23 protein-coding genes are annotated in these 23,875 nt (G+C 62.9%); 3 read left to right on the forward strand and 20 right to left on the reverse strand.

Annotation, left to right across the window (positions count from 1 at the left end; all coding sequences use genetic code 11):
• Positions 1 to 13: 13 nt before the first annotated feature.
• The 6 genes from ACMGT0_RS25460 to ACMGT0_RS25485 all read right to left on the reverse strand — a co-directional run bounded on the left by ACMGT0_RS25460 (position 14) and on the right by ACMGT0_RS25485 (position 7,196).
• The gene (locus ACMGT0_RS25460) at positions 14 to 1,363 is read right to left on the reverse strand and encodes a carbohydrate porin (RefSeq protein ID WP_416770306.1); all 1,350 of its coding nucleotides are present in this window, start codon (positions 1,361 to 1,363) and stop codon (positions 14 to 16) included.
• A gap of 90 nt (positions 1,364 to 1,453) precedes the next feature.
• Positions 1,454 to 2,611: an ABC transporter ATP-binding protein gene (locus tag ACMGT0_RS25465; protein WP_054057565.1), complete on the reverse strand. Its 1,158-nt coding sequence runs from the start codon at positions 2,609 to 2,611 to the stop codon at positions 1,454 to 1,456.
• A 2-nt stretch (positions 2,612 to 2,613) separates the two neighbouring features.
• A complete protein-coding gene (locus ACMGT0_RS25470; protein ID WP_054057566.1) occupies positions 2,614 to 3,459 on the reverse strand; it encodes a carbohydrate ABC transporter permease in 846 nt (281 codons plus the stop codon).
• Positions 3,452 to 4,360 carry a carbohydrate ABC transporter permease gene (locus tag ACMGT0_RS25475; RefSeq protein ID WP_026145004.1) on the reverse strand — a complete coding sequence of 303 codons (909 nt, stop codon included), beginning with the start codon at positions 4,358 to 4,360 and terminating at the stop codon, positions 3,452 to 3,454. Before ACMGT0_RS25475 ends, ACMGT0_RS25470 begins: the two co-directional genes overlap by 8 nt.
• 155 nt (positions 4,361 to 4,515) lie before the next feature.
• Positions 4,516 to 5,802 carry an ABC transporter substrate-binding protein gene (locus ACMGT0_RS25480; RefSeq protein WP_054057567.1) on the reverse strand — a complete coding sequence of 429 codons (1,287 nt, stop codon included), beginning with the start codon at positions 5,800 to 5,802 and terminating at the stop codon, positions 4,516 to 4,518.
• A gap of 125 nt (positions 5,803 to 5,927) precedes the next feature.
• Entirely contained in the window at positions 5,928 to 7,196 is a 1,269-nt protein-coding gene (locus ACMGT0_RS25485) for an AGE family epimerase/isomerase (RefSeq protein ID WP_416770309.1), read from the reverse strand.
• Between the two features lie 342 nt (positions 7,197 to 7,538).
• Here ACMGT0_RS25485 and ACMGT0_RS25490 point away from each other — a divergent pair, with 342 nt between their 5' ends.
• Positions 7,539 to 8,180 (forward strand): AP2 domain-containing protein, encoded by a 642-nt coding sequence (locus ACMGT0_RS25490; protein ID WP_273820271.1) that lies wholly within the window; start codon positions 7,539 to 7,541, stop codon positions 8,178 to 8,180.
• Here ACMGT0_RS25490 and ACMGT0_RS25495 read toward each other — a convergent pair.
• The 4 genes from ACMGT0_RS25495 to edd form a co-directional block, all read right to left on the reverse strand.
• Positions 8,149 to 9,609, reverse strand: coding sequence for a sensor histidine kinase (locus tag ACMGT0_RS25495; RefSeq protein WP_054057569.1), 1,461 nt, complete (start codon positions 9,607 to 9,609; stop codon positions 8,149 to 8,151). The genes ACMGT0_RS25490 and ACMGT0_RS25495 overlap by 32 nt on opposite strands.
• Positions 9,599 to 10,330 (reverse strand): response regulator, encoded by a 732-nt coding sequence (locus tag ACMGT0_RS25500; protein ID WP_054057570.1) that lies wholly within the window; start codon positions 10,328 to 10,330, stop codon positions 9,599 to 9,601. Before ACMGT0_RS25500 ends, ACMGT0_RS25495 begins: the two co-directional genes overlap by 11 nt.
• A gap of 189 nt (positions 10,331 to 10,519) precedes the next feature.
• Positions 10,520 to 11,479, reverse strand: a complete 960-nt coding sequence (locus tag ACMGT0_RS25505; RefSeq protein ID WP_054057571.1) for a glucokinase — start codon at positions 11,477 to 11,479, stop codon at positions 10,520 to 10,522.
• Positions 11,476 to 13,302, reverse strand: a complete 1,827-nt coding sequence (gene edd / locus ACMGT0_RS25510) for a phosphogluconate dehydratase (protein ID WP_416770313.1) — start codon at positions 13,300 to 13,302, stop codon at positions 11,476 to 11,478. Before edd ends, ACMGT0_RS25505 begins: the two co-directional genes overlap by 4 nt.
• 212 nt (positions 13,303 to 13,514) lie before the next feature.
• Between edd and gap the strand changes: the two genes are divergently transcribed.
• Positions 13,515 to 14,516 carry a type I glyceraldehyde-3-phosphate dehydrogenase gene (gene gap, locus ACMGT0_RS25515; RefSeq protein ID WP_054057573.1) on the forward strand — a complete coding sequence of 334 codons (1,002 nt, stop codon included), beginning with the start codon at positions 13,515 to 13,517 and terminating at the stop codon, positions 14,514 to 14,516.
• Between the two features lie 71 nt (positions 14,517 to 14,587).
• Here the strand turns inward: gap and ACMGT0_RS25520 are convergent, their stop codons facing one another.
• The 10 genes from ACMGT0_RS25520 to ACMGT0_RS25565 form a co-directional block, all read right to left on the reverse strand.
• Positions 14,588 to 14,815, reverse strand: a complete 228-nt coding sequence (locus ACMGT0_RS25520) for a hypothetical protein (RefSeq protein WP_054057574.1) — start codon at positions 14,813 to 14,815, stop codon at positions 14,588 to 14,590.
• A complete protein-coding gene (locus tag ACMGT0_RS25525; protein ID WP_054057575.1) occupies positions 14,815 to 15,531 on the reverse strand; it encodes a lipopolysaccharide kinase InaA family protein in 717 nt (238 codons plus the stop codon). The genes ACMGT0_RS25520 and ACMGT0_RS25525 overlap by 1 nt, the downstream gene beginning before the upstream one ends.
• A 4-nt stretch (positions 15,532 to 15,535) precedes the next feature.
• Entirely contained in the window at positions 15,536 to 16,216 is a 681-nt protein-coding gene (locus ACMGT0_RS25530) for a class I SAM-dependent methyltransferase (RefSeq protein ID WP_416770316.1), read from the reverse strand.
• A gap of 194 nt (positions 16,217 to 16,410) precedes the next feature.
• Entirely contained in the window at positions 16,411 to 17,691 is a 1,281-nt protein-coding gene (locus ACMGT0_RS25535) for a sensor histidine kinase (RefSeq protein ID WP_054057577.1), read from the reverse strand.
• Complete coding sequence (gene colR, locus ACMGT0_RS25540; protein ID WP_054057578.1) at positions 17,681 to 18,364, reverse strand: two-component system response regulator ColR; 684 nt, start codon at positions 18,362 to 18,364, stop codon at positions 17,681 to 17,683. Before colR ends, ACMGT0_RS25535 begins: the two co-directional genes overlap by 11 nt.
• Before the next feature lie 238 nt (positions 18,365 to 18,602).
• Positions 18,603 to 20,249, reverse strand: a complete 1,647-nt coding sequence (groL, locus tag ACMGT0_RS25545) for a chaperonin GroEL (RefSeq protein WP_054057579.1) — start codon at positions 20,247 to 20,249, stop codon at positions 18,603 to 18,605.
• 50 nt (positions 20,250 to 20,299) lie between these two features.
• The gene (locus ACMGT0_RS25550) at positions 20,300 to 20,593 is read right to left on the reverse strand and encodes a co-chaperone GroES (RefSeq protein ID WP_010448650.1); all 294 of its coding nucleotides are present in this window, start codon (positions 20,591 to 20,593) and stop codon (positions 20,300 to 20,302) included.
• A gap of 258 nt (positions 20,594 to 20,851) precedes the next feature.
• Positions 20,852 to 21,325, reverse strand: coding sequence for an FxsA family protein (locus ACMGT0_RS25555; protein ID WP_416770320.1), 474 nt, complete (start codon positions 21,323 to 21,325; stop codon positions 20,852 to 20,854).
• A 65-nt stretch (positions 21,326 to 21,390) separates the two neighbouring features.
• Positions 21,391 to 22,122, reverse strand: coding sequence for a HugZ family protein (locus tag ACMGT0_RS25560; RefSeq protein WP_054057581.1), 732 nt, complete (start codon positions 22,120 to 22,122; stop codon positions 21,391 to 21,393).
• 194 nt (positions 22,123 to 22,316) lie between these two features.
• Positions 22,317 to 23,321: a DUF481 domain-containing protein gene (locus tag ACMGT0_RS25565; RefSeq protein WP_416770322.1), complete on the reverse strand. Its 1,005-nt coding sequence runs from the start codon at positions 23,319 to 23,321 to the stop codon at positions 22,317 to 22,319.
• Between the two features lie 198 nt (positions 23,322 to 23,519).
• On the opposite strand from ACMGT0_RS25565, the gene ACMGT0_RS25570 reads away from it, so the two are divergent.
• On the forward strand, positions 23,520 to 23,834 hold the full coding sequence (locus ACMGT0_RS25570; protein ID WP_054061767.1) for an MGMT family protein: 315 nt from the start codon (positions 23,520 to 23,522) through the stop codon (positions 23,832 to 23,834).
• Positions 23,835 to 23,875 lie beyond the last annotated feature (41 nt).

The raw sequence follows: 23,875 nt of genomic DNA on the forward strand, positions 1-23,875 counted from the left end.
ATCAGCCGACGCCTCAGAAAACCGACTGAATTTTCAGGCCGGCCACCAGGGCGTTGTCGACTTGATCCACACCACCCGGATGGGTGATGTACTGCAGGTTGGGCCGTACGGTCAGCCAGTTGGTGACATGGATGCCGTAGTTGAGCTCGTAGTTGTACTCGGTTTCGCGCAGTGGCGAGTACAGCGGGTTGTCATAGTCGCTGACACCGATGGCGGCGTTGGCCAGCTCGGCGTTTTTCTTCACGTCGTCGTTGACATGGATACGGGCGACGCCGAAGCCGATGTCATCCTTGGGACGTGCATCGAACGGCCCCTTGTACACCAGCATCAGCGACTGATAGTTGTCGACGACGTTGGTGTCCTTGTCGTGGAAGGTCGCGTTGGCGGCGATGTTCAGGCCACGGGAGGCGTCGCCGTTGTGGCTGGTCAGCTGCTGCTGCGCAACGAACCAGTAGCCGTGCTTGCTGTCGTGAACGCGATAGGCGTTGCCGGTGGTTGCGGCATCGGCACCATTGACGTCCTCGCGCACGTCATTGGCCGGCGCGGTGCTCTTGTAGTAGCCGACCCGGTATTCGCCCGGCAGGCTGTTCAGCTTCGGCGACCAGACCAGTTCGACCGGCAGCACGGTACCCTTGGTGCCGCTGCCGCTGAGCTTGAAGCCGTTGCCATGCTCCAGCTGCGATGGGTTCTGGTTGTAGGCGCCGACCTGCGCATACAGCTCAGGCGTGATGTGGTACTTGACCCGCAGCGCCGCCTGGCTGACCGGCCAGTTGTACCAGATGCCGGTTGCCCAGTTGCCCACCTGGGAGCCACAGAACGTCAGGTTCTGGAAGTCGCAGGGGAAGGTGTTGAAGTCTTCGCCTTCGCCGAAGTAACCGGCCTTGACGTCGAGCTTGCCGTCGAGGAACTGGTGCTGGATCCACAGTTGGGTCAGGCGGACCATGTGGCCACGGCCGTAGACTTCCTGGGAGGAACTGAGGGTGCCGGCACGCGGGTCACCGACCCGGTCATTGGAAATGTTGTAGCCGTTGCGGTTGGTCAGTTGGATCTTTGCCTGGGTGTTGTCCCAGCCCCACAGTTTCTGCAGGTCCAGCGCCACGCCGAGGCCGAACTGGTCGGCGTAACGTGCGGTCTTGTCGTCGTTGTAGCCGCCATGCAGGTTGCCACCGACTTCACCGACGTAGTCGGCCTTGATATCGATGCCCTGCTCGATGAGCCGGGTACGTTCGCCCCCCCAGTCGCCGGTCATCCACTTGGAGTCGGCGCTGAACGCCTCGTCCGCCACCGCATGGCCAGCCATGACCAAGGCCGCCGCCGCTGACAACTGGCAGATCAAGCGGGTGTTGGTGTTCCTCTTTTTCATCCCTACATCCTCGTCTTTATTGTTATTAACAGTCTTTATTGAACGTGGTTTACATCGAACGCGACGAGCGGCGAGCCGCCCGCCCTGAATTCAGCGGCCCTTGAATTGCGCCACATTGTCGCCACTGGCCTGGGGCCGGGACTGCACCACCTGGCCCAGGCGCTCGCCGGTCGCGGCGTCGAACAGCAACACCTTGGCCGGGTCGAACTGCAGGGTCAGGGTCTCGCCCACCTGCGGCGCCACATCCGGCGCCAGGCGGCAGCAGACCTTGCTGTCGTTGAGGGTGACGAACACCAGGGTGTCCGGGCCGGTCGGCTCGGTGACCTGTACCTCGGCGCGGATGTTCGGCAGATCGGCATCGCCATTGGCCAGCAGGATCTGCTCGGGGCGCAGGCCCAGTACCACTTCACGATCCTCAAGGCCGGCCTGGCTGGTGTTCAGCGGCAGTTCGCAGCGCGCCTGGCCACTGTCGAGCAGCGCCACCAGGCGACCGTCCTTGCGCTGCAGGCGCAGCGGAATGAAGTTCATCGGCGGCGAACCGATGAAGCTGGCGACGAACTGATTGGCCGGGTCGTTGTAGATCTCTTTCGGCGTACCGAACTGCTGGATGATGCCGTCCTTCATCACCGCCACCTTGTCGCCCAGGGTCATCGCCTCGATCTGGTCGTGGGTGACGTAGACCGTGGTGGTCTTCAGGCGCTGGTGCATCAGTTTCATTTCGGTGCGCATCTCGACCCGCAGCTTGGCATCGAGGTTCGACAGCGGTTCGTCGAACAGGTAGATCTTCGGCCGCCGCGCCAGCGCCCGGCCCATCGCCACGCGCTGCTGCTGTCCACCGGAGAGCTGGCCCGGCTTGCGGTTGAGCAGGTGTTCGATCTGCAGCAGCTTGGCGACCCGGGCGACTTCCTCGTCGATGGCCGACTGGCTCATCTTGCGGATCTTCAGGCCGAATTCGATGTTTTCCCGCACGCTCATGGTCGGGTACAGCGCATAGGACTGGAACACCATGGCGATGTCGCGATCCTTGGGGCTCATGCCACTGACGTCCTGGTCGCCGATCATGATCGCGCCGCCGGTGATGTTCTCCAGGCCGGCGATGCAGTTCATCAGGGTCGACTTGCCGCAACCCGAAGGGCCGACGAGGATCAGGAACTCACCGTCCTTGATCGACAGTTCGATGTTCTTCAGGGTGTCCGGCAGGCCGGCGCCATAGGTCTTGTTTACGTTGCGAAGTTCGAGCGTTGCCATGATTACCCCTTGACTGCGCCGGCCGTCAGCCCGCGCACGAAATACTTGCCTGCGACCACATAGACCAGCAGCGTCGGCAGCCCGGCGATCATCGCCGCCGCCATGTCCACGTTGTATTCCTTGACCCCGGTGCTGGTGTTGACCAGGTTGTTCAGCGCCACGGTGATCGGTTGCGAATCACCGCTGGAGAACACCACGCCGAACAGGAAGTCGTTCCAGATCTGGGTGAACTGCCAGATCAGGCAGACCATGATGATCGGGGTCGACATCGGCAGGATGATCCGCCGGAAGATGGTGAAGAACCCCGCGCCATCCAGGCGTGCCGCCTTGACCAGCGCATCGGGGATGCTCACGTAGTAGTTGCGGAAGAACAGCGTGGTGAAGGCCAGGCCATAGACCACGTGCACGAACACCAGGCCGGTGGTGGTGCTGGCCAGGCCCATCTTGCCGAGGGTGAAAGAGGCCGGCAGCAGCACGGTCTGGAACGGCAGGAAGCAGCCGAACAGCAGCAGCCCGAAGAACAGCTGCGAACCGCGAAAGCGCCACATCGACAGCACGTAGCCGTTCAGCGCACCGATGGCGGTGGAGATCAGCACCGCCGGAACGGTGATCTTGATCGAGTTCCAGAAGTAGCCGTTGACCGTGGCCCAGGCCTTGATCCAGCCGATGTCGGTAAACACCGTCGGCCAGCTCAGCAGGTTGCCGGTGCTGATGTCGTCCGGCGACTTGAAGCTGGTCAGCAGCATCACCACCAGCGGCACCAGGTACAGCAGCACGGCGATGATCAGGACCGCGTGGATGGCGATGCGGCTCAGGCTGATGGAAGGTTTGTCGGTGAGACTAGTCATGACGCTTGGTCCTAAGCTCGGAGTACAGGTAAGGCACGATGATCGCGAGAATCGCACCGAGCATCAGAATCGCACTGGCCGAACCCATGCCCATCTGGCCGCGACTGAAGGTGAAGGAGTACATGAACATCGCCGGCAGGTCGGACGAGTAGCCGGGACCGCCCGCGGTCATCGCCGCCACCAGGTCGAAGCTCTTGATCGCGATATGCGCCAGGATCATCACCGCACTGAAGAACACCGGACGCAGGCTGGGCAGCACCACCTTCCAGTAGATCTTCGGCATGCTCGCGCCATCGATCTGGGCGGCACGGATGATCGACTGGTCGACGCCACGCAGGCCGGCGAGGAACATCGCCATGATGAAGCCCGAGGCCTGCCAGACCGCGGCGATCACCAGGCAGTAGACGACGCGATCGGGGTCGATCAGCCAGTCCAGGCGGAAGCCTTCCCAGCCCCAGTCACGCAGCAGCTTGTCCAGGCCCATGCCCGGGTTGAGCAGCCATTTCCAGGCGGTACCGGTGACGATCATCGACAACGCCATCGGGTACAGGTAGATGGTACGGATGAAGCCTTCGCGACGGATCCGCTGGTCGAGGAACACCGCCAGCATCACGCCGATCGCCAGGGTGATGGCGATGAACAGGCCGCCGAACAGCGCCAGGTTCTTGCTCGCCACCCACCAGCGGTCGTTGTCGAACAACCGCGCGTATTGCGCCAGGCCGACCCACTTGTAGGTCGGCAGGAAAGTCGAGTTGGTGAACGACAGCACGAACGTCCACAGGATGTAGCCGTAGAAGCCCACCAGCACGATGAACATGCTCGGCGCCAGCACCAGTTTGGGTAGCCAGCGCTGCAGGAAATCGAACGGCGAGGCCTTGCTGAACACAGCAACAGAGCTCATGGGAAAATCCACTACAGGAAAAAAGGAACTGCTTCAGCGCCCCCTGTAGGAGCGTGGCTTGCCCGCGAAAGCGGTGTATCAGTCAACGGATGAACAGGCTGACAGACCGCTTTCGCGGGCAAGCCGCGCTCCTACGGGGAGGGCTTGCCTACGGGTTACTTGGCGGACTTGACCGCCGCGCCGAGCTTCTTCGCCGCGTCGGCCGGGTCGGCTTTCGGGTCGTTGATGTAGTTGGTCACCACATCAAAGAACGCGCCCTGAACAGCCAGCGTGGTCGCCATGTTGTGCGCCATGCTCGGCTGCAGGCCGCCGGTCTTGGCATCGGCCAGGAAGTCCTTGGCAGCGGTCTGCGCGCAGGAGTCGAAGCCATACTTGGCCATGTCGCCCAGCATGTCGTTGCGCACCGGGATCGAACCCTTGTTGATGCTGAAGACCTTCTGGAAGTTTTCGCCCAGCACCACCTTGGCGATGTCCTGCTGGCCGGCCGCGGTGCCCTTGTCCTTCTGCTTGAACACCGCCAGGGAATCGATGTTGTAGGTGAAGGCCTTGTCGGTACCCGGGAAGGCTACGCACTCGTAGTCCTTGCCGGCGACTTTCTTGGCCGCGGTCCATTCGCTCTTGGCCCAGTCACCCATGATCTGCATGCCGGCCTTGCCGTTGATGACCTTGGCCGCTTCCAGGTTCCAGTCCTGGCCCTTGCCGTCGACGTCCATGTAGGTCGCGACTTTCTTCAGCTCGGTCAGGGCCTTGACCATTTCAGGACCGGTCAGGGCAGCGTTGTCCAGGTCGACCAGGGCTTTCTTGTAGCCATCGACCCCCATCACCGAGAGCACCACCGCTTCGAACACGGTGCTGTCCTGCCAAGGCTGGCCACCGTGGGCCAATGGGATGAAACCCGCCGCCTTGAGCTTGTCGCCGGCTGCGTAGAACTCCTGGAGCGTGGTCGGCGCCTTGGCGATGCCGGCCTTCTTGAAGACCTCGGGGTTGATCCACAGCCAGTTGACGCGGTGGATGTTCACCGGCACGGCGACGTAGTCACCGTCGTACTTCACGGTATCGGAGACTTTCTTGTCGAGCAGGCTGTCCCACTTCTCTTCCTTGGCCACGTCCTTGAGGACGTCGGTGTCGAGCAGCCCGGTGGAGGCCCACTCCTGGATGTCGGGCCCCTTGATCTGCGCGACGCCAGGCGGGTTGCCGGCTACGGCACGGCTTTTCAGCACGGTCATGGCCGTGGCACCGCCACCGCCGGCGACAGCCCCGTCCTTCCAGGTGAAGCCGTCTTTTTCGACCTGGGCCTTGAGCACATCGACAGCCGCTTTTTCCCCACCGGACGTCCACCAGTGAACCACTTCCACACTCCCTTTGGAGTCGGCAGCCAGTGCACTGAGGGGGAACAACGAGGCGAGGGAAATCATTGCGGCGAGGCGAGAAATCGAATTCATCTGAAGTACCTTTCTTGTTGTTATGCATGCAAGTCTGGTGCTTGCGCTGCATCGGATTCTAGTAAAGGCGAGTGCCCTCGCAGGTAACGAAGGGACGCGCAAATGTCACCGTCTGGTTACATGACTCAGACCGCGGTTTTCGACGCAAAGTGCCGGGCCAGAGCGCTTGCCAGGCTTGGCGCCAACGGCAGGCAGGGTAACAGGAGTGCCTGGTAGGCGTGATAGAGATCGGGCTTGCCACCCCAGATCCGCGCGCTGGGCCGGTTGTGATCGTCCAGTTCGTGATGCCAGCTGCCATACTGCCGGTCGATGAAATGCAGCTCGTTGAAGTCCCAGAAACGTCGGTACCAGGTTTCGTACTGCTGCTCTCCCGTACGCCGCAGCAGGGCCGCCGCGGTCGCGCTGGCCTCGCAGTGCACCCAGTGCAGGCGCTCGCTGACCACCGGGCGGTTGTCCCAGTCCAGGGTATAGACCACCCCCGGCCGGCCATCCGCCGCCCAGGCATGGCGACAGGCGGCGGCGAACAGTCCACGGGCGTCCTCCAGCAGCCAGGCCGGGGTTGCCAGCCCGGCTGCGCGGCGGGCCGCTTCAAGATGCAGCAGCAGCCGCGACCACTCGAAGGCGTGTCCCGGGGTGGTGCCGTAGGGGCGGAAACCGTCCGCCGGATTGTCCAGGTTGTACTCGCGCAACGGCTGCCAATGCCGGTCGAAGTGTTCGATGACCGCAAAACCGTTGTCCGCCGCCTGCCGGTGGATCAGTCGCTCGACGATCCGCAGGGCGCGGTCCAGCCAGCGACTGTCGCCCGTCACGTCGGCCAGGGCGAGGAAGGCCTCGGTGCCGTGCATGTTGCTGTTGGCGCCGCGATAGGCTTCCTCGTTGCTCCAGTCGCGGGCGAAGGACTCGCGCAGTGCGCCCTCCTCCTCACTCCAGAAATGCGTGTCGATCACCCGGATCGCCTCGGCCAGCAGGGCCGGGGCCTGCGGGCTGCCGGCGACCACCGCCGAACTGGCGGCGAGCGCGACGAAGGCATGCAGGTAGGCGGCCTTGCCACTGTTGCCATCGCGATGTTCCGGTACCGCGTACCAGCCACCGAAGGTCGCATCGCGCAGCGGCCCCCAGAGCGCGGCGACACCGTGCTCGACCAGCGGCAGGGAGCCGGGAATGCCCTGGACATGGGCCATGGCAAAACAGTGGGTCATGCGGGCGGTATTCATGGTCTCGGCCATGGCGTGGGCCGGCAGGCGCCCCTGGCCGTCGAGATTGCCAAATCCTTCATCGAGCCTGGCGGCCCTGGCGAACGCCAGCAGGCGCCGTCCTTCGTCCATCAACCAGGCACTGTGGGCAGGTGCGTTCAGCCAGCTGCCGAACGAAAATTCAAGGCTGTCGCCTGTCATGCGCTTCACCGTTCTTGTTATTCAGGAGCTTGTTCAGGGGCAGGTCGCGCGCCTGTCGTGCCGAGGATTCTAACCAGCGGCCTGGTGACGACAGGTAACGAAGGCTGACGAGAATGTCACCAACCGGTGACAATTCCCGGGCTCTGCAACGCGATGCCTGTAAGGTTCTTTCATGACGCAAAGTAGGAAAAATGCCGATTAGGCCGCTTCCCTTTTCTCTGTAGGAGCTATCCCTAAAGCCTTTTCCCACATTGAAGCTCGACTTTGCCTGAGCGAATCTCGCCATCCGTCATCCCTGACATGCCCCATGAAAAGCCGACACCCGTTAAGGAGGCACTCCCCATGGTCAACGACAATCCACGCCTGGCACGCCAGTGCTGCATCTTTCCATTGCGCCAGGGCAACCGGCAGTACGCCTGGAAGGTGGAAGTGCGGCGGGGCGGCAAGCTGCTGAGCGAAATATTCACGTTCGAGGAGTACGGTGGCGAAGAGCCGGCGCGGCTGGCCGCCGAGTCGTGCCGCAACGCACTGGTGCTGAAGATGCCGGCCGCGCTGACCTACGAGAGCCGCCAGCGCCTGCTGCCGAACAACACCAGCGGTCATCCGGGGGTGATGCGGATCGAGACCAACAACATCGGCTACTGGCGGGCCAGCACGCGGATCCATGGCTACAACCTGAACCGCAGCTTCAGCGTCGAACGCTATGGCGAGGAACAGGCCAAGCGCCTGGCGCTGAACGAGCGGCAACGGCAACTGGCGCTTTGCGAAGAGCCCTACGAACAGGCCATGAAGATCCTGCAGCAGCATTTCAGCCAGACCAACGCCCGCGTGCGCGAACACCGGATCCAGGCGGCCATCGGCCAGGCCCGGGGGCGCCGCACCTCAGCCGACAGCCAATTGTCGGGCGACCCGGCACAACTGGTCATCACCCCGGAGCAGGCCTCGCTGTCGATCAGTCGGCATTTCGCGGCAGGAACAAAGTAACCCGCAGGCCGCCTTCGCGCAGGTTCTGCAGGCTCACTTCGCCGCCATGGCTGTGGGCGATGTTGCGGGCGATACCCAGGCCCAGGCCATAACCCGGCTGCTGGCCGGACAGGCGGAAATGCGGCTCGAACACCTGTTCCAGGCGCTGCTCGGGAACCCCGGGACCTTCGTCGTCGACATGCAGGATGAACGCACTGTCATCGTCCTCGATGTGCAGGTGCGCCCGCTCGCCATACTTGAGGGCATTGTCGATCAGGTTGCCCATGCAGCGGCGCAAGGCCAGCGGCTTGCCCGGGTAGGTGGCAAGCGCACGGCCTTCGAGGCTGACCAGACCATTGCCGGTAGGCGAGAGGTAGCATTCGACCAGGGTATCGAGCGCCTGGTTGAGGTCCACCGCCTCGATATTCTCGTGGATGTCGGTGTCCTTCACGCATTGCAGCGCCCCCTTGACCAGCATCTCCAGCTCATCGAGATCGCGCCCGAACTTCAACTGCATCTGCTCATCCTCGAGCAACTCGACCCGCAGCCGCAGACGGGTGATGGGCGTGCGCAGGTCGTGGGAAATCGCGCTGAACAGCTGGCTGCGCTCGGTCAGGTAGCGGCTGATGCGCTCACGCATGGTATTGAGCGCACGCCCGACCTCCATCACCTCGCTGCCACCGCCGGCAAGCACCGGCCGCACCTCTTCGGCTCCCAGCGACATGTCCCGCGCGGCACGGGCCAGGCGCTTGAGCGGCCGGCTCTGCCAGTGCACCAGCAGGCCGATGAACAGCAGCAGGAACCCGCTGGTGAGCAGGATGAACCAGACCTGCTGGGCCGGCAGCCCCTCCTCCTCCAGGCTGGTGTAGGGTTCGGGCAACAGCGAGGCGATATACAGCCATTCGCCGGGCGACATCTGGATCTGCGTCACCAGCACCGGCGGGTTCACCGGCTCCAGGGTCAGGGCGTAGTGGGCCCACGAACGAGGCAGTTCATCGAGCTTCAGGCCGCCGTTGAAGATCCGCAGATTGTCGGGGCTGACGAAATTCACCGTGATATCCACGTCGTTGCCCAGGGACTGGCGCAGCACCTCATGGACCGCCTCGAGCACCGCGGTCTTGCGCGGGGTCGGGCCGAGCAGTTGCATGTCCAGCGGCTTGTCGTTGAGGGTCACGACGAAGCGCGTCCCCCCCATGCTGCGCAACTGGTCGAGCACCAGCGGCCGATAGGCCAGGGGCAACGAGCGCAGGTAGCTGACGCTGGCAGTCATCGAGTGGGCCAGGCTGCGGGCACTGGTGACCAGCCCTTCGAGTTGGGTGGCACGCAGTTGCGAAAGCCAGATGACGCTGGAGAGCGCCTGGGCCAGCAACACCGCGAGCAATGTCAGCAGCAGCATCCTTCCGAGCAGCGAACGTGGCACCGGCAGGCGCTGGCGCAGCTCAGAGAACATTGGCGGCCGTGACGTGGGCGGCCAGTTGGTAGCCGCTGCCGCGCACGGTGCGGATCAGTCGCGGTGGTTTCCCGGTGTCGCGCAGGCGCTGGCGCAAGCGGCTGACGGCCATGTCGACGATACGGTCGAGGGGCATCAGGTCACGCCCGCGGGTGGCGTTGCCGATGGTGTCACGGTCGAGGATTTCCTGGGGATGGTCGAGAAACAGCTTGAGCAGGGCGAAATCGGCGCCGGAGAGAATAACCTCTTCGCCATCGATGTGAAACAGCCGGTGGCTGACCGTGTCCAGCCGCCACTCGTCGAAAGCCAGCACCTCGCTGCCAGCGCGCTCCTGGCCGAACTGGGCACGGCGCAGCAGGGCCTTGATCCGCGCCTGCAGTTCACGGGGGCTGAAGGGCTTGCCCAGGTAATCGTCGGCGCCCAGTTCCAGCCCGATCACCCGGTCGGCCTCGTCGGAACTGGCGGTCAGCATGATGATCGGCACATGGGCCTGACGCGGGTGCTGCCGGATCCAGCGGCAGAGACTGAAACCGTCCTCGTCGGGCAGCATCACGTCGAGAATGACCAGGTCGCCGGGAGCTTCGTTGAACGCCTGGCGAAAACCGGCGCCATCACCGACCGTACGCACCTGGAAACCGGCACGACTGAGGTAGGTGTCCAGCAGTTCACGGATTTCCTGGTCGTCGTCGACCAGGAGAATGGACTTACTGACTGCGCTCACGGTGGATGTCCCTGTTGTTGTGGTTAGGACCGAAACGCGGATTATGCCTCAATCGATTAAGCCGTGAAGATGTGTTGTCCTTGAGGACCCATTCGCGGGCAAGCCCAGCTCCTACAGGATTGCGGTGAGTTTGAAATCACCGCAGTGCCTGTAGGAGCCGGGCTTGCCCGCGAAGAGATCCACGCCGAATCAGCCGCAAAGCGCCTGCTGCAGGGCCACCCCCGCCCCGATCAAGCCGGAATACGGCGCCGTCACCAGCCACACCGGAATACCCTTGAAGTAGTCGCTCATGCAGCCCTTGTCGGCAAAGCTTTTGGCGAAGCCACTCTTGATGAAGAAATCGGCAAACCGCGGAATCACCCCACCAACGATATAGACACCACCGCGCCCCCCCGTGGTCAGCACGTTGTTGCCCGCCACCCGCCCGAGCCAGCAGCTGAATTGCTCCAGCACTTCCTGGGCCACCGGGTCCCCGGCCAGGCCGGCAGCGGTGATCGCCTCCGGTGTCTCCAGCACCGGCTCATGTCCATCCACCGCGCAGATCGCCCGGTAGACGCGCGGCAGGCCACCACCACTGAGGGCGGTCTCGGCACTGACGTGGCCGATTTCGTCATGAATGTGCCGCCACAGCTGGGTTTCCCGCGGGCTGCTCAGGGGCAGGTCGACATGCCCGCCTTCCCCCGGCAAGGCCATGAAACCGCCGTTGCCAAGATCCAGCAGGGTGCCGACCCCGAGACCGGTGCCCGGACCGATCACCACCGCCGGCCGCCGCGGTTCCGCAGTCCCTTCGCAGACCACACGGAAGTCACCGGGTTCGAGACGGGTCATGCCCAGGGCCATGGCCGAGAAGTCGTTGACCAGCAGCAACTGGTCGACCTGAAGGGTCGCGCAGAACGCCTCGCGGCTCAGGCGCCAGTGATTGTTGGTGAAGCGGAATTCATCGCCGCTCACCGGCCCCGCCACCGACAGGCACACCGCGCCAATGGCGCCAGGTTGCAGCCCCAGGCCACTCAGGTAGACCCTGATGGCGTCCTCGGGGCAGGCGTGGTCGGCAGTTGCCAGCACCTTGACCGAGTCCAGGCCGTTATCTTTCCACAGGGCGAAACGGGCGTTGGTACCGCCGATATCGCCAACCAGGGCCAATTTCATTCAAGGCTCTCCAGGGCCGAAGTGAAGGCACTGGCCCCCTGCTCCGCCGAGCTGAAGGCCATACGCATGAAGCCGAACAGTTCGCGGCCACAGCCGACATTATTACCCAGCAGACCGACTGCCGGCTCGCGCGCGGCGAATTCGGCGTCATCGACCAGCACCTTGAGCGTGCCCGTCACCCCGTCGACGCGGATCACATCACCGTCGCGCACCCGTGCCAGCGCGCCGCCGACATGGGCCTCGGGGCAGACATGGATCGCTGCCGGAATCTTGCCCGAGGCGCCGGACATGCGGCCATCGGTCACCAGCGCGACCTTGAAGCCACGGTCCTGCAGCACACCGAGGAACGGGGTCATCTTGTGCAGTTCCGGCATACCGTTGGAACGCGGGCCCTGGAAGCGCATGACCGCCACGAAGTCCTTCTCCAGCTGGCCGGCCTTGAACGCATCGGCCAGGTCCTGCTGGTCCTGGAACACCAGCGCCGGCGCTTCGACGACCTGGTGCTCCGGCGCCACCGCGGAGACCTTCATCACGCCACGGCCGAGGTTGCCTTCCATCACCCGCAGGCCACCTTCGGGCGAGAACGCACGGGCCACCGGACGCAGGATATTTTCATCGAGGCTCTCGATCGGCCCTTCGCGCCAGACCAGTTCGCCGTCCTGCAGGAATGGCTCGCGGGTGTAGAGGCTCAGGCCACGACCGGCCACGGTATTGACGTCCTCGTGCAGCAGGCCGGCCTCGAGCAGTTCACGGATCAGGAACGACATGCCGCCCGCAGCCTGGAAGTGGTTGATGTCGGCCTTGCCGTTCGGATAGACGTGGGCCAGGGTCGGCACCACCTCGGAAAGGTCGGCCATGTCCTGCCAGGTCAGGTGGATTCCCGCGGCGCGGGCGATGGCCGGCATGTGCAGGGTGTGGTTGGTCGAGCCGCCGGTGGCGTGCAGGGCGACGATGGAGTTGACCAGCGCCCGCTCGTCGACGATCTCGCCGATCGGCATGAAGTTGCCGCTCTGTTTGGTCATGCGCGTGACCTGGAACGCCGCCTCGCGGGTCAGCGCGTCACGCAGCGGCGTGTTCGGGTTGACGAAGGACGCCCCCGGCAGGTGCAGGCCCATGACCTCCATCAGCAACTGGTTGGTGTTGGCGGTGCCGTAGAAGGTGCAGGTGCCGGGGCTGTGGTAGGACTTCATCTCCGACTCCAGCAACTCCTCGCGGCTGGCCTTGCCTTCGGCGTAGCGCTGGCGGACATCGGCCTTCTGCTTGTTGGAAATGCCCGAGACCATCGGCCCGCCCGGCACGAAGATGGTCGGCAGATGGCCGAAGCGTAGCGAGCCCATCATCAGGCCCGGCACGATCTTGTCGCAGATACCGAGCATCAGCGCCGCATCGAACATGTTGTGCGACAGCGCGACCGCCGTGGACATCGCGATCACTTCGCGGCTGGCGATCCCCAGTTCCATGCCCGGCTCGCCCTGGGTCACGCCATCGCACATGGCGGGCACGCCGCCGGCGAACTGGCCGACCGAGCCGATCTCGCGCAGGGCCTGCTTGAGCTGTTGCGGGTAGGTCTCATAGGGTTGGTGCGCGGAAAGCATGTCGTTATATGACGAAACAATTGCCACGTTGGCAGCGTTCATCATCCGCAGGGTTTCCTTGTCCTGGCTGCCGCAGCCGGCGACGCCGTGGGCGAAGTTCGCGCACTGCAGCTTGCCGCGCACGGGACCGTCGCTGGCGGCACCACGAATCAGAGCCAGGTACGCCTCGCGGGTGGCGCGGCTGCGGGCGATAAGCCGTTCGGTGACCTCAAGAACGCGGGGATGCATGTGTAGAACTCCAGGCTAACGGATAGGGCGACCTGTGCGTCCTGAGGTGAGCGAAGGCCTCGGCTGGCGGGGCTTTTCGTTCATCCGGACCCGTTGATTCAGGTCACCCGTTGTAGATAAAACAAAATATTGCCACTAAAAAGGCTTGTTTTCTATTTCTATGCGAATAATCTTGTAATTCCAACAACAAAATTACGACAGGCGCTTTTCCCATGACGCTAAGAATCGCAATCAACGGATTTGGCCGTATCGGCCGCAACGTCCTGCGCGCACTCTATACCCAAGGTTACCGTCAGGACCTGCAGGTCGTCGCCATCAATGACCTGGGCGACAGCTCGATCAATGCCCACCTGCTCAAGTACGACACCGTCCACGGCACTTTCGATGCCAGCGTGGAACATGACAACGAAAGCCTGACAGTCAACGGCGACCGCATCGCGGTCAGCGCGATCCGCAACCCGGCCGAACTGCCCTGGGCCGCCGAAAGGATCGACGTGGTGTTCGAATGCACCGGCCTGTTCACCGACCGCGCCAAGGCTGCCGCGCACATCAGCGCCGGCGCCCGCAAGGTGATCATCTCCGCTCCGGCCAAGGGTGCCGACGCCACCGTGGTGTATGGCGTCAACCACGATATCCTGCGTCAGTCCCACGAGATCATCTCCAACGCCTCGTGCACCACCAACTGCCTGGCCCCGGTGGCCCAGGTGCTGCATCGCGAACTGGGCATCGAAAGTGGCCTGATGACCACCATCCATGCCTACACCAATGACCAGAACCTGACCGACGTCTACCATACCGACCCGTACCGCGCCCGCTCGGCGACCCAGAACATGATCCCGAGCAAGACCGGCGCGGCCGAAGCCGTCGGTCTGGTGCTGCCGACCCTGGCCGGCAAGTTGACCGGCATGGCCGTACGCGTGCCGGTGATCAACGTGTCGCTGGTCGACCTGACTGTGCAACTCAAGCGCGAAGCCAGCGCCGACGAGATCAACGCGCTGTTCAAGGAAGCCAGCCGGCATTCGAAGATTCTCGGCTACAACGCCCTGCCGCTGGTCTCCAGCGACTTCAACCACAATCCGCTATCGTCGATTTTCGACGCCAACCACACCAAGGCCAGTGGCAAGCTGCTCAAGGTCCTGGCCTGGTATGACAATGAGTGGGGCTTCTCCAACCGCATGCTGGATAACTGCCTGGCGCTGTGCAACGCGGAATGACAGCACAGCCGGTTTAGTCGGCCAGAAGAAAAAGCCTCGTCAATCGCGAGGCTTTCGGGGAGGGCGGGGTTTCAACTTTGCGGTTTCAAGCCCTGTGAAAGACCGAACATGAGCAGCAACAGGTCATGATCGGGCTTGACACTCACACTGGCCTTGGCCACTCGTGGCAGGGGACAACGCTCAGCGCTCTGGGTCATGCTGAGGACCTGCGGCCGCGGCTGCTCCCAGACCACCAGCGCCAGGGAAGCGATAGCCAATGCCCCGATCAGAAACAAACCTCTAGCCAATTCTAACTTCATCACCGTAAGCCTTTGATGGTGCTGCCGAACGCCATACTGTAAAAGTAGTTCAGCCGCTCCCAGTCCGCTTCATTCCACGACGAATGGCGCCGCAGTTGCTTCATGTCGTGCTGCGCCGCCCGGCGACGGCTCAAGCGCTGGCGGGCTTTCTCGAAGTCCAGCAGGGCCACCTCGACACTGGCCGACTCGCCCTCGCCCACGACCCGGACAAACACGTGCTTGATATACAGGCAGCCATGCTGCCAGCGGCCACGGTGCATGCGCGCCAGCGTACCGGCCAGTTCCTGGAGCAGGCGATCGTGCAACACCTCGCCATGCCGTTCACGCCCACCCTGGGCATACCATTGCTCGATTTCGATGAACCCATCCAGGGCGGCGGTCACCAGCAGGGCCTGCCATTGGCCTTCGGGACCGCGGCGCGCCCCACAGAACACCAGTTCGGGGACACCGACGTCGAGCATGCGCAGGTTGTTCAGCGCCGCCTGCTCACGCAGGACGGTCGGACGACCGAAGGGGTGCAGCAGGCTGCGATAGATATGCCCCACCTGACGCTTCACGTACAACAGCCGACCGCTGCTGCCCGTCACGCGCTGGACCCCACTTTCGCCTCCGCGACGCCGGTTGGGTTCTTCGACCCACTCGCCCTTGCGCGTCCAGAAGTGCTCGAAACGATCCGTGGTGGTCTGTGCGGTATACGAAGCGTACTCAACGGTCATCCTGCTACCTCTTGCGTAAGATATAGACCCGCCACATGGCGTAAAAAGGGAAAAAATCCAGGTGTTGCTGGACGCGAAAACCCACGCGCCTGAACTCTTCTTCGACCTGCGCGGCCGGCAATACAAAACGATTCCGGTAGCTGGACGGCTGCGCCGCGGCCTGCCGCCTGCGCTCCAGGCGCTTGCGGCGCCAGGCCTTGAAATTGCCGTCCACCCACAATGAAACGATCACGCTGTCACGGGTTACCCGATAAAACTCTTTGAGCAACGCCAGCCGATGGGCCGACTCACCGATATGGTGTAGCAGACGCATGCAGAAAATGCTGTCCACCGAGTTCTCCGGCAGGTCGATATCGAATGCCGAGGTCTGCAGCGGGCGTATCCGACTGACCACATTCGCCGGTTGCGCCTTGAGCGCGGTTTCCAGCATCGGCGCGGAATTGTCCGCGCCGATGATCACGCGGTTCGGCTTCCGTGCCAGCAAGGGCCAGAAACGCCCGGCACCGCAGGGCAGGTCGAGCACCAGGCCCGGCTCACCCGCCAGCGCCAGGGCATGACAAGCCAATTGCTCGTCACGCAGGTGGGACAACCGTCGCCACAAGCCGTTCTGATGCTTGTGCAAATATTCCTGAGCGTGCTGCTCGTCGTACTTGTCGGAAAATTCAAGTTTTACCGGGGAACTCATAACCGTCTCCTGTAAGTGACGGCCAGAGGTTAGGCAGGCACGCGTCAGCTACAGGTCGTTCCCTCGTGAAAAATTCGTACCGTCCAGGGCAAACCATTACAAATTTTTACAGGTCAACAATAATAGCAGGGGGCCACAGTCGTAAACCCCGTGGCAGTTTGTGCCCCAGCGGCGCGGGGCACGGAGGGACGGCTTCAGGTGCTGGAGCGCGCCAGGTCGACCTGGAAGCGGCAACCATTGGGCTCCATGGTCGTCAGGCTGACATGCCACCCCTGGTTCTCGCAGATCCGCTGCACCAGCGACAGACCCAGCCCCAATCCTTCGCCACGCTTTTCATCGCCCCGCACGAACGGCTGGAACATGGCTTCGCGCTTCTCCTCGGGAATCCCGACGCCCGTGTCTTCGACCACGAACCCCTCGGGTTCCAGCGTCAGCCGAATGAAACCCTGCTCCGTATAGTGCAGGGCATTACGTAACAGATTGCCCATCACCGCATGCAGGAATGTGGCGTTATAGCGCGTACTCAACGGCGAGCCCGGCTCGAAGATCAACGTCAGCCCCTTCTCCTCGATCGGGGTGCGCCACAGGCCGATCAGGTCCTCGGCCACCAGACTCAGTGAAACCTGCGGAGACATGCTGGCATCTTCCCGCTGCGCCCGGGCGAGCATCAGGAAGGTCTGGACCAGCTCGCGCATCTCCTCGCTGGCGCGGGCGATCCGCTCGACCTGGTTGCGTCCACGCGGGTCGAGCGCCGGATTTTCCAGGAGCAGCTCGCAGGAGGTGGCCAGCACCATCAGCGGCGTACGCAGCTCATGACTGACATCACTGGTGAACAGGCGCTCGCGAGTCAGCGCATCGCGCAGGCGGCCCAGGGTCGCATCGAAGGCCACCGCCAGCTCGCCGACTTCGTCGGCCGCGTAGTCCGGCGCCAGAGGCGGTGCAAAACCGAGCAACTGGTCGCGATGGCGTACCTGGCGGGCCAGCCGTACCACCGGCGCCATTACCCGCCGCGCCAGGATCCAGCCGAGGAAGACCGCCAGCACCAGCGCCAGGACAAAGCCCACCAGTACCACGGCGAACAGCACCCGCTCGCGCTCCTCGAAATCACTCTGGTCCTGCAGGAGCACGTAGCGGCGACCGTCGACCACCTCGACCATCGCGTGATAGGACAGTTGTTCGCGAAACACTTCATGGAAGCCCGGTTCGAGGTGTCGCAGATCCTTGGGCAGTTCGAAATCGCCCTTGCCACCGCTGTAATAGAACAACTGGTCGGGTTCGGGCCGGTGGCTCCAGTCGCTGACGTTGTCCATCAGCAGCAGGCGCTGCAGATCGCCGCCCAATCCGGCGGAGATCAGTTTCTCCTCGACCAGGTGGACCGTGGCCACGATCCCCATGGCGAAAGTGCCTGCCACCAGCGCGCTCATCAGGGCGAAGGCGATGATGATGCGCTGAGCCAGACTCTGCTTAAACTCCATCGCGGCCCTCGGCCAGGCGGTAGCCGACACCGTGCACGGTGTGCAGCAGCGGCTTGTCGAATGGCTTGTCGATCACCTGGCGCAACTGGTGGACATGGCTGCGCAGGCTGTCGCTGTCCGGGCAGTCATCGCCCCACAGCGCCTCCTCCAGCACCTCCCGGCGCAATACATGCGGGCTCTTCTGCATCAATACCGCCAGCAGCTTCAACCCTACCGGGTTGAGCTTGAGCAGACGGCCCTGGCGCGTCACCTCGAGGGTATCGAGGTCATAGCTCAGGTCGCTGACCTGCAGGGCCCGCCGCCCACCACCCTGGGCACGGCGCAGGACGGCCTCGATCCGCGCGGCCAGTTCGGACAGCGCGAAAGGCTTGAGCAGGTAGTCGTCGGCACCGGATTTGAAACCCTGCAGGCGGTCATCGAGCTGGTCACGGGCGGTCAGCATGATCACCGGCGTGTCGCGCCGGGCATCCTCGCGCAACCGCTTGCAGAGGGTAAAGCCGTCGATCCCCGGCAGCATGATGTCGAGCACGATCAGGTCATAGTGCTCGGTGGCGGCCAGGTGCAGGCCCGACAAGCCGTCCTGCGCGCAGTCGACGGTGTAGCCTTTAAGCCCCAGGTAGTCGGCCAGGTTGGCGAGGATATCGCGGTTGTCTTCAACCAGTAGAATTCGCATGGGTACTCTCTCCGTGCGCGGTAACGAGCGTCTTGGCTCGCGCAGCTTACGGTGTAGCTCCGCCCACGGCTAGGGCAGGAAGATTTAATGGTTTTTTCACCCGTGGTTCACGAGACAGGCACGACACCACGGGCAAAATCGATCACCGCCGATGCCTTGCCGTCGGTTCGGCAGGCAAATCGCAGGCATGAAAAAGCCCCGCACCAGGCGGGGCTTTTTTATACGGGAGCCGGGTGGCTTACATCATGCCGCCCATACCGCCCATGCCGCCCATATCTGGCATGCCGCCAGCGGCTGGAGCGTCTTTCTTCGGTGCTTCGGCGATCGCAGCTTCGGTGGTCAGGATCAGACCGCCGATGGAGGATGCAGCCTGCAGAGCCGAACGGGTGACCTTGGTTGGGTCCAGGATACCCATTTCGATCATGTCGCCGTATTGGCCGCTGGCAGCGTTGTAACCGAAGTTACCCTTGCCGTTCTTGACTTCGTTGACCACGACGCTTGGCTCGTCACCGCTGTTGGCGGAGATCTGACGCAGCGGTGCTTCAACGGCACGACGCAGTACAGCGATACCCACGTCCTGATCGGCGTTGTCGCCCTTCAGCTCGCTGATGGCCTGCAGGGCACGGATCAGTGCCACGCCACCGCCAGGAACCACGCCTTCCTCGACGGCTGCACGGGTAGCGTGCAGGGCATCTTCAACGCGGGCCTTCTTCTCTTTCATTTCGACTTCGGAGCCGGCGCCAACCTTGATCACTGCAACGCCGCCGGACAGCTTGGCCAGACGCTCCTGCAGTTTTTCACGATCGTAGTCGGAGGAAGTTTCGGCAACCTGGGCACGGATCTGGGCGATGCGCGCTTCGATATCGCCCTGCCCGCCGACACCGTCGACGATGATGGTGTTTTCCTTGGACAGGGTCACGCGCTTGGCGCTGCCCAGGTGCTCCAGGGTGGTGCTTTCCAGGCTCAGGCCGATCTCTTCGGAGATGACGGTACCGCCGGTCAGAACGGCGATGTCCTGCAGCATGGCCTTGCGACGGTCGCCGAAGCCAGGCGCCTTGACGGCCGCCACCTTGACGATACCGCGCATGTTGTTCACGACCAGGGTCGCCAGGGCTTCGCCTTCGACGTCCTCAGCCACGATCAGCAGTGGGCGGCCGGCTTTGGCAACGGCTTCCAGCACGGGCAGCATTTCGCGGATGTTGGAGATCTTCTTGTCGACCAGCAGGATCAGCGGGCTGTCCAGCTCGGCAGTCATGGTGTCCGGCTTGTTGACGAAGTAAGGGGACAGGTAGCCACGATCGAACTGCATGCCTTCTACGACCGACAGTTCGTTTTCCAGGCCAGAGCCTTCTTCAACGGTGATCACGCCTTCCTTGCCGACTTTTTCCATGGCTTCGGCGATGATGTCACCGATGGAGCTGTCGGAGTTGGCGGAGATGGTACCGACCTGGGCGATCGCCTTGGTGTCGGCGCATGGCTTGGACATCGCCTTCAGTTCCTTGACGATGGCCACGGTGGCCTTGTCGATACCGCGCTTGAGGTCCATCGGGTTCATGCCGGCGGCAACGGCCTTCAGGCCTTCGTTGACGATCGACTGAGCCAGAACGGTGGCGGTGGTGGTACCGTCGCCAGCGTCATCGTTGGCACGGGAAGCAACGTCCTTGACCAGTTGCGCGCCCATGTTCTCGAAGCGGTCTTCCAGCTCGATTTCCTTGGCGACGGAAACGCCGTCCTTGGTGATGGTCGGAGCGCCGAAGCTCTTCTCGATGATCACGTTACGGCCTTTCGGGCCCAGGGTCGCTTTTACCGCGTCAGCCAGAACGTTAACGCCAGTCAGCATCTTCTTGCGGGCGGAGTCGCCGAATTTAACTTCTTTAGCAGCCATGATCGTTTTTCCTTAAATACTTTGTAGTAACGGGAAGAATGAGCGGGGAATCAGCCTTCGATAACGGCGAGGATTTCGTTCTCGCTCATTACCAGCAGGTCTTCGCCGTCTACTTTCACAGTGTTGCTACCGGAGTACGGGCCGAATACGACCTTGTCACCCACCTTCACAGACAGCGCACGCACTTCACCGTTGTCCAGCACACGGCCAGCACCTACAGCGAGAACTTCACCGTGGTTGGCTTTCTCGGCAGCCGAACCTGGCAGCACGATACCGCCGGCGGTTTTCTTTTCTTCTTCGCTGCGACGAATGACGACGCGGTCATGCAGAGGACGAAGCTTCATTGTCGATCTCTCCTAATTATGATTTTCAGCGACCGGAATCTGTACCGGCCGGTTAACGAATCCGGCGTTGCCGGTTACGGCTCGACGAGCGAACCGTGGAAGACTGTCTGGCGATTTTCGCCAAAACCTTGCGGTGACCGTTACATAGGGGCACCAAAATCGATTACAAGGGTGACTGACGATTTTTTTTACACGGTCGCTGAACGACCAAAATGCACACGGCACCCGAAGGTGCCGTGTGCGGGTACAGCGCAGCATTCAGGAGTCACGGTGCTCGAACTCGCCCTCGATCACCTGCGGCTGGCGACCGTTGGCCAGCGCACCACCCGGCTGGCCACGGGCATACAGGTCATCGGCGAAGGCGCGCTGGCGCTGGGCCTGCTCCTCGGCCCGCCGACGCATCCGCTCGGCCGCCAGGCGGCGGGTCATCGGCAGCAGCAACAGCAGGCCGAACACGTCACTGATGAAACCTGGCAAAAGCAGCAGGCCGCCGCCCAGGGCCAGCATCAACCCCTCGAGCATGGTCTGCGCCGGCAACTCGCCACGGTTCAGGCTCTCACGGGCGCGCAAGGCGGTGGTCAGGCCAGCCACCCGCAATACCAGCACGCCGATCGCCGAGCCGAGGATAATCAGCGCCAGCGCCGGGAAGAACCCGATCGCCGTGCTGACCTGGAAAAATACGTACAGCTCCAACACTGGAAACAGTAGAAAGAGCAAAAGAAAAGCGCGCATCGAATAAGTCCTCTTCGGAAGAAGTCCTTCCAGTTACTCTCAGATGCCGTCGATAACCCGTGAATTCAACCCTCGACGGCCTGCTTTTTCGGCCAGTGCTCGGCGCGGGCCAGGGAAACCAGGGCTTCGCGGACCTCGGTGGGCGTATTGCAAGGTGTTTCAAAGCCCAGCCAGTACAGCCCCTGGCCAATGCGCAGGTGCATGCCCTCGGTGTCGATTCCCACCAGTTGCGCCGGCTCGCGACTGGGCAGCCCGGCCAACGCCACATAGTGGGCGATGGCCTTGGCGTGATCGCTGTTCATGTGTTCGACCATGCTCGCTTCGGCCTTGCCGGCGAACGGGTTGGCCAGGGTCACCTGATCCAGCCAGTGGATCGCGCCGAAACCGCCGATATAGCGATGACGGACCGGCTCGAGCACCCAGAAATCGAAATCATGGGCCTTGTGGTAGTTCCGCGAGTCCGGGAAGTAGCGGTAGTAGCGCTCGGCGGCGGCGTCGATGGCGTCCGCCTCGGTCAGCTTCTGCGCCTGGGCCAGGCAGGTCAGGCGACCGACCGCCTGGACATCCTCGGCCTCACGCTCGCCCACCAGCAGCGAACACTTCGGGTCCTTCTGCAAATTGTGGGTGTGCTGGGCGATACGGCTGATGAGAATCAGTGGGCGCCCCTGGTCATCCAGGCAATAGGGCACCACGGAGCCGAACGGGAAGCCGGGCATGGCCTTGGAATGCGTCGACAGCACGCCCCGGTACTCCTTGAGCAACAATTCGCGCGCACTCTTGGCTGCTTCAACGCTCACCTAATGACTCCTCATCGAAAATCCGTCACCGACGGACGAGCATCCCGACTCACCCGGGGCCTGCTCTGGCTGACTGACGAACTGCAAACACCGCGCGCCTGCCGGCGCACGCAAATGCAACTCAATGACAAGGTAATCATTATCCGCGGCGGTTGCCAGGGGCGGTCGACCGACCGCCGGTGCGAGCGACGAACCTACCAGGCCACGCCGAAACCGACGGTGTAGCGGGTCTTGTTCAGGCTGGTTTCTTCGTTACCATCAATAATGTCGCGTTCGGCCTTGAGGTTCAGCGAAGCCCACTCGGTGACCTTGTAGCGCAGGCCAAGCTGGGCATCGAGGGAATACTTGGCGGGGCCACTCAGCGGCCGGCCGAACTCGCCATTGGTGAACAGTTCGATGGTCTTGCCAACCAGGTAGCGGTTGTAATCCCACTTCACACCCAACGAATAGAAGTTCTTTTCGCCATCGGAGTATTCATAGTTGGTGTTGTTGAGCAGCGAACCGAGGGAAAAGGCCCCCAGTTCGTCATCCCAGAACTGATAGCCGGGACCAGTACCGATGGTGCGCTGGCGCGACAGGTCCTCGACCCGGTCGCGCTTGTAGGTCAGCCGCCCCTGCCAGAACCACTTATCGGTGAGGAAGCGGTCGAGTGCGTACTCGACGCCCCAGTTGTCGGTGGTCACCACACGGTCCTGGAACTCGCGGTTGTACTCGCCTTCGGCATGATGGCGCCAGGCCCCATGGCGGGCGGTGGTCTTGAAGTCGATGTCGTAGTCGTCGGTGTCCTTTTCCGCACGCTTGTAGTCCATGGCCACGTCGACATTGCCTTTCCAGACCATGTCCTCGATCAGCGGCTTGGGCTTGACGATCTGCTGGATGCTCGCCAGCTCGACGGTTTTCGGCGCCTCGCCATTGGCCAGGGTCACCTTGCCGGCATCGGCCGCCTGCAGTGACTTGGCCTTCTCGCCGCTGTAGGCATCCTGCTTGACCAGCAGTTCCTGGTCGCTTTCCAGGGTCTTGACCTGGGACCAGTCCAGCGACACGGTGCCGGCATAGGTGGTCTGGACCACCAGCTTGCCGCCGTCGAACAGCTTGATCTTGCCGCTCAGGCGATCACCGTTCTTCAACCAGACGGTATCGGCCAGCAAGGGCGTGGAGGCGCTGAAAACAGCAAGGCAAAACAGGGTTCTGGACAACATGGGTAACACTGGACTCGGGTTTGCAAGAAAAAACCGGCATTATCGCGTTGGATGCCGCCTGAACAAGGACTGACCGGGCATCAACTAGCGAGTTCAGTAATCACTCTCAATAATTCAGAAAATACCTACATAAAAGGTAAGAATTGCTACAGGAATGAACGCGTGAGCGAAGAAGCCGCCAGCGAAACCCCCGCGCAGATGCGCCGTACCGCCCTTTACCTGACCCTGGACCAGGTGCCGGAGGGCAAGGTGGTCACCTACGGCCAGCTCGCCGAGCTGGCGGGACTCGGCCGCGCCGCCCGCTGGGTCGGACGCACCCTGAGCCAACTGCCGGCCGATACCCGCCTGCCCTGGCACCGGGTCCTCGGTGCCGGCGGTCGGATCAGCCTGCCGGCCGGCAGCCCGTCCGGCGACGAGCAGCGCGCCCGGCTGCGCACCGAGGGCATCAGCGTCCTGAACAATCGTGTCGATATCAGGCGCCATGGCTGGCGCCCGATAGAGCACAGCGGTTAGAGTGCGCGCTTTGTTTCCGTCAACCCTGAGGCAGATTCCAG

Origin of the sequence: Pseudomonas sp. RHF3.3-3 (assembly GCF_048069595.1) — a bacterium.
In the GTDB taxonomy this organism is placed as follows: Bacteria; Pseudomonadota; Gammaproteobacteria; order Pseudomonadales; family Pseudomonadaceae; genus Aquipseudomonas; species Aquipseudomonas fuscovaginae_B.

Excerpts from the sequence above, each read along its gene's own strand:
- ACMGT0_RS25460 (WP_416770306.1), bottom strand. The coding sequence starts at position 1,363 with ATGAAAAAGAGGAACACCAACACCCGCTTGATCTGCCAGTTGTCAGCG.
- ACMGT0_RS25465 (WP_054057565.1), bottom strand. The coding sequence starts at position 2,611 with ATGGCAACGCTCGAACTTCGCAACGTAAACAAGACCTATGGCGCCGGC.
- ACMGT0_RS25470 (WP_054057566.1), bottom strand. The coding sequence starts at position 3,459 with ATGACTAGTCTCACCGACAAACCTTCCATCAGCCTGAGCCGCATCGCC.
- ACMGT0_RS25475 (WP_026145004.1), bottom strand. The coding sequence starts at position 4,360 with ATGAGCTCTGTTGCTGTGTTCAGCAAGGCCTCGCCGTTCGATTTCCTG.
- ACMGT0_RS25480 (WP_054057567.1), bottom strand. The coding sequence starts at position 5,802 with ATGAATTCGATTTCTCGCCTCGCCGCAATGATTTCCCTCGCCTCGTTG.
- ACMGT0_RS25485 (WP_416770309.1), bottom strand. The coding sequence starts at position 7,196 with ATGACAGGCGACAGCCTTGAATTTTCGTTCGGCAGCTGGCTGAACGCA.
- ACMGT0_RS25490 (WP_273820271.1), top strand. The coding sequence starts at position 7,539 with ATGGTCAACGACAATCCACGCCTGGCACGCCAGTGCTGCATCTTTCCA.
- ACMGT0_RS25495 (WP_054057569.1), bottom strand. The coding sequence starts at position 9,609 with ATGTTCTCTGAGCTGCGCCAGCGCCTGCCGGTGCCACGTTCGCTGCTC.
- ACMGT0_RS25505 (WP_054057571.1), bottom strand. The coding sequence starts at position 11,479 with ATGAAATTGGCCCTGGTTGGCGATATCGGCGGTACCAACGCCCGTTTC.
- edd (WP_416770313.1), bottom strand. The coding sequence starts at position 13,302 with ATGCATCCCCGCGTTCTTGAGGTCACCGAACGGCTTATCGCCCGCAGC.
- gap (WP_054057573.1), top strand. The coding sequence starts at position 13,515 with ATGACGCTAAGAATCGCAATCAACGGATTTGGCCGTATCGGCCGCAAC.
- ACMGT0_RS25520 (WP_054057574.1), bottom strand. The coding sequence starts at position 14,815 with ATGAAGTTAGAATTGGCTAGAGGTTTGTTTCTGATCGGGGCATTGGCT.
- ACMGT0_RS25525 (WP_054057575.1), bottom strand. The coding sequence starts at position 15,531 with ATGACCGTTGAGTACGCTTCGTATACCGCACAGACCACCACGGATCGT.
- ACMGT0_RS25530 (WP_416770316.1), bottom strand. The coding sequence starts at position 16,216 with ATGAGTTCCCCGGTAAAACTTGAATTTTCCGACAAGTACGACGAGCAG.
- ACMGT0_RS25535 (WP_054057577.1), bottom strand. The coding sequence starts at position 17,691 with ATGGAGTTTAAGCAGAGTCTGGCTCAGCGCATCATCATCGCCTTCGCC.
- colR (WP_054057578.1), bottom strand. The coding sequence starts at position 18,364 with ATGCGAATTCTACTGGTTGAAGACAACCGCGATATCCTCGCCAACCTG.
- groL (WP_054057579.1), bottom strand. The coding sequence starts at position 20,249 with ATGGCTGCTAAAGAAGTTAAATTCGGCGACTCCGCCCGCAAGAAGATG.
- ACMGT0_RS25550 (WP_010448650.1), bottom strand. The coding sequence starts at position 20,593 with ATGAAGCTTCGTCCTCTGCATGACCGCGTCGTCATTCGTCGCAGCGAA.
- ACMGT0_RS25555 (WP_416770320.1), bottom strand. The coding sequence starts at position 21,325 with ATGCGCGCTTTTCTTTTGCTCTTTCTACTGTTTCCAGTGTTGGAGCTG.
- ACMGT0_RS25565 (WP_416770322.1), bottom strand. The coding sequence starts at position 23,321 with ATGTTGTCCAGAACCCTGTTTTGCCTTGCTGTTTTCAGCGCCTCCACG.
- ACMGT0_RS25570 (WP_054061767.1), top strand. The coding sequence starts at position 23,520 with ATGCGCCGTACCGCCCTTTACCTGACCCTGGACCAGGTGCCGGAGGGC.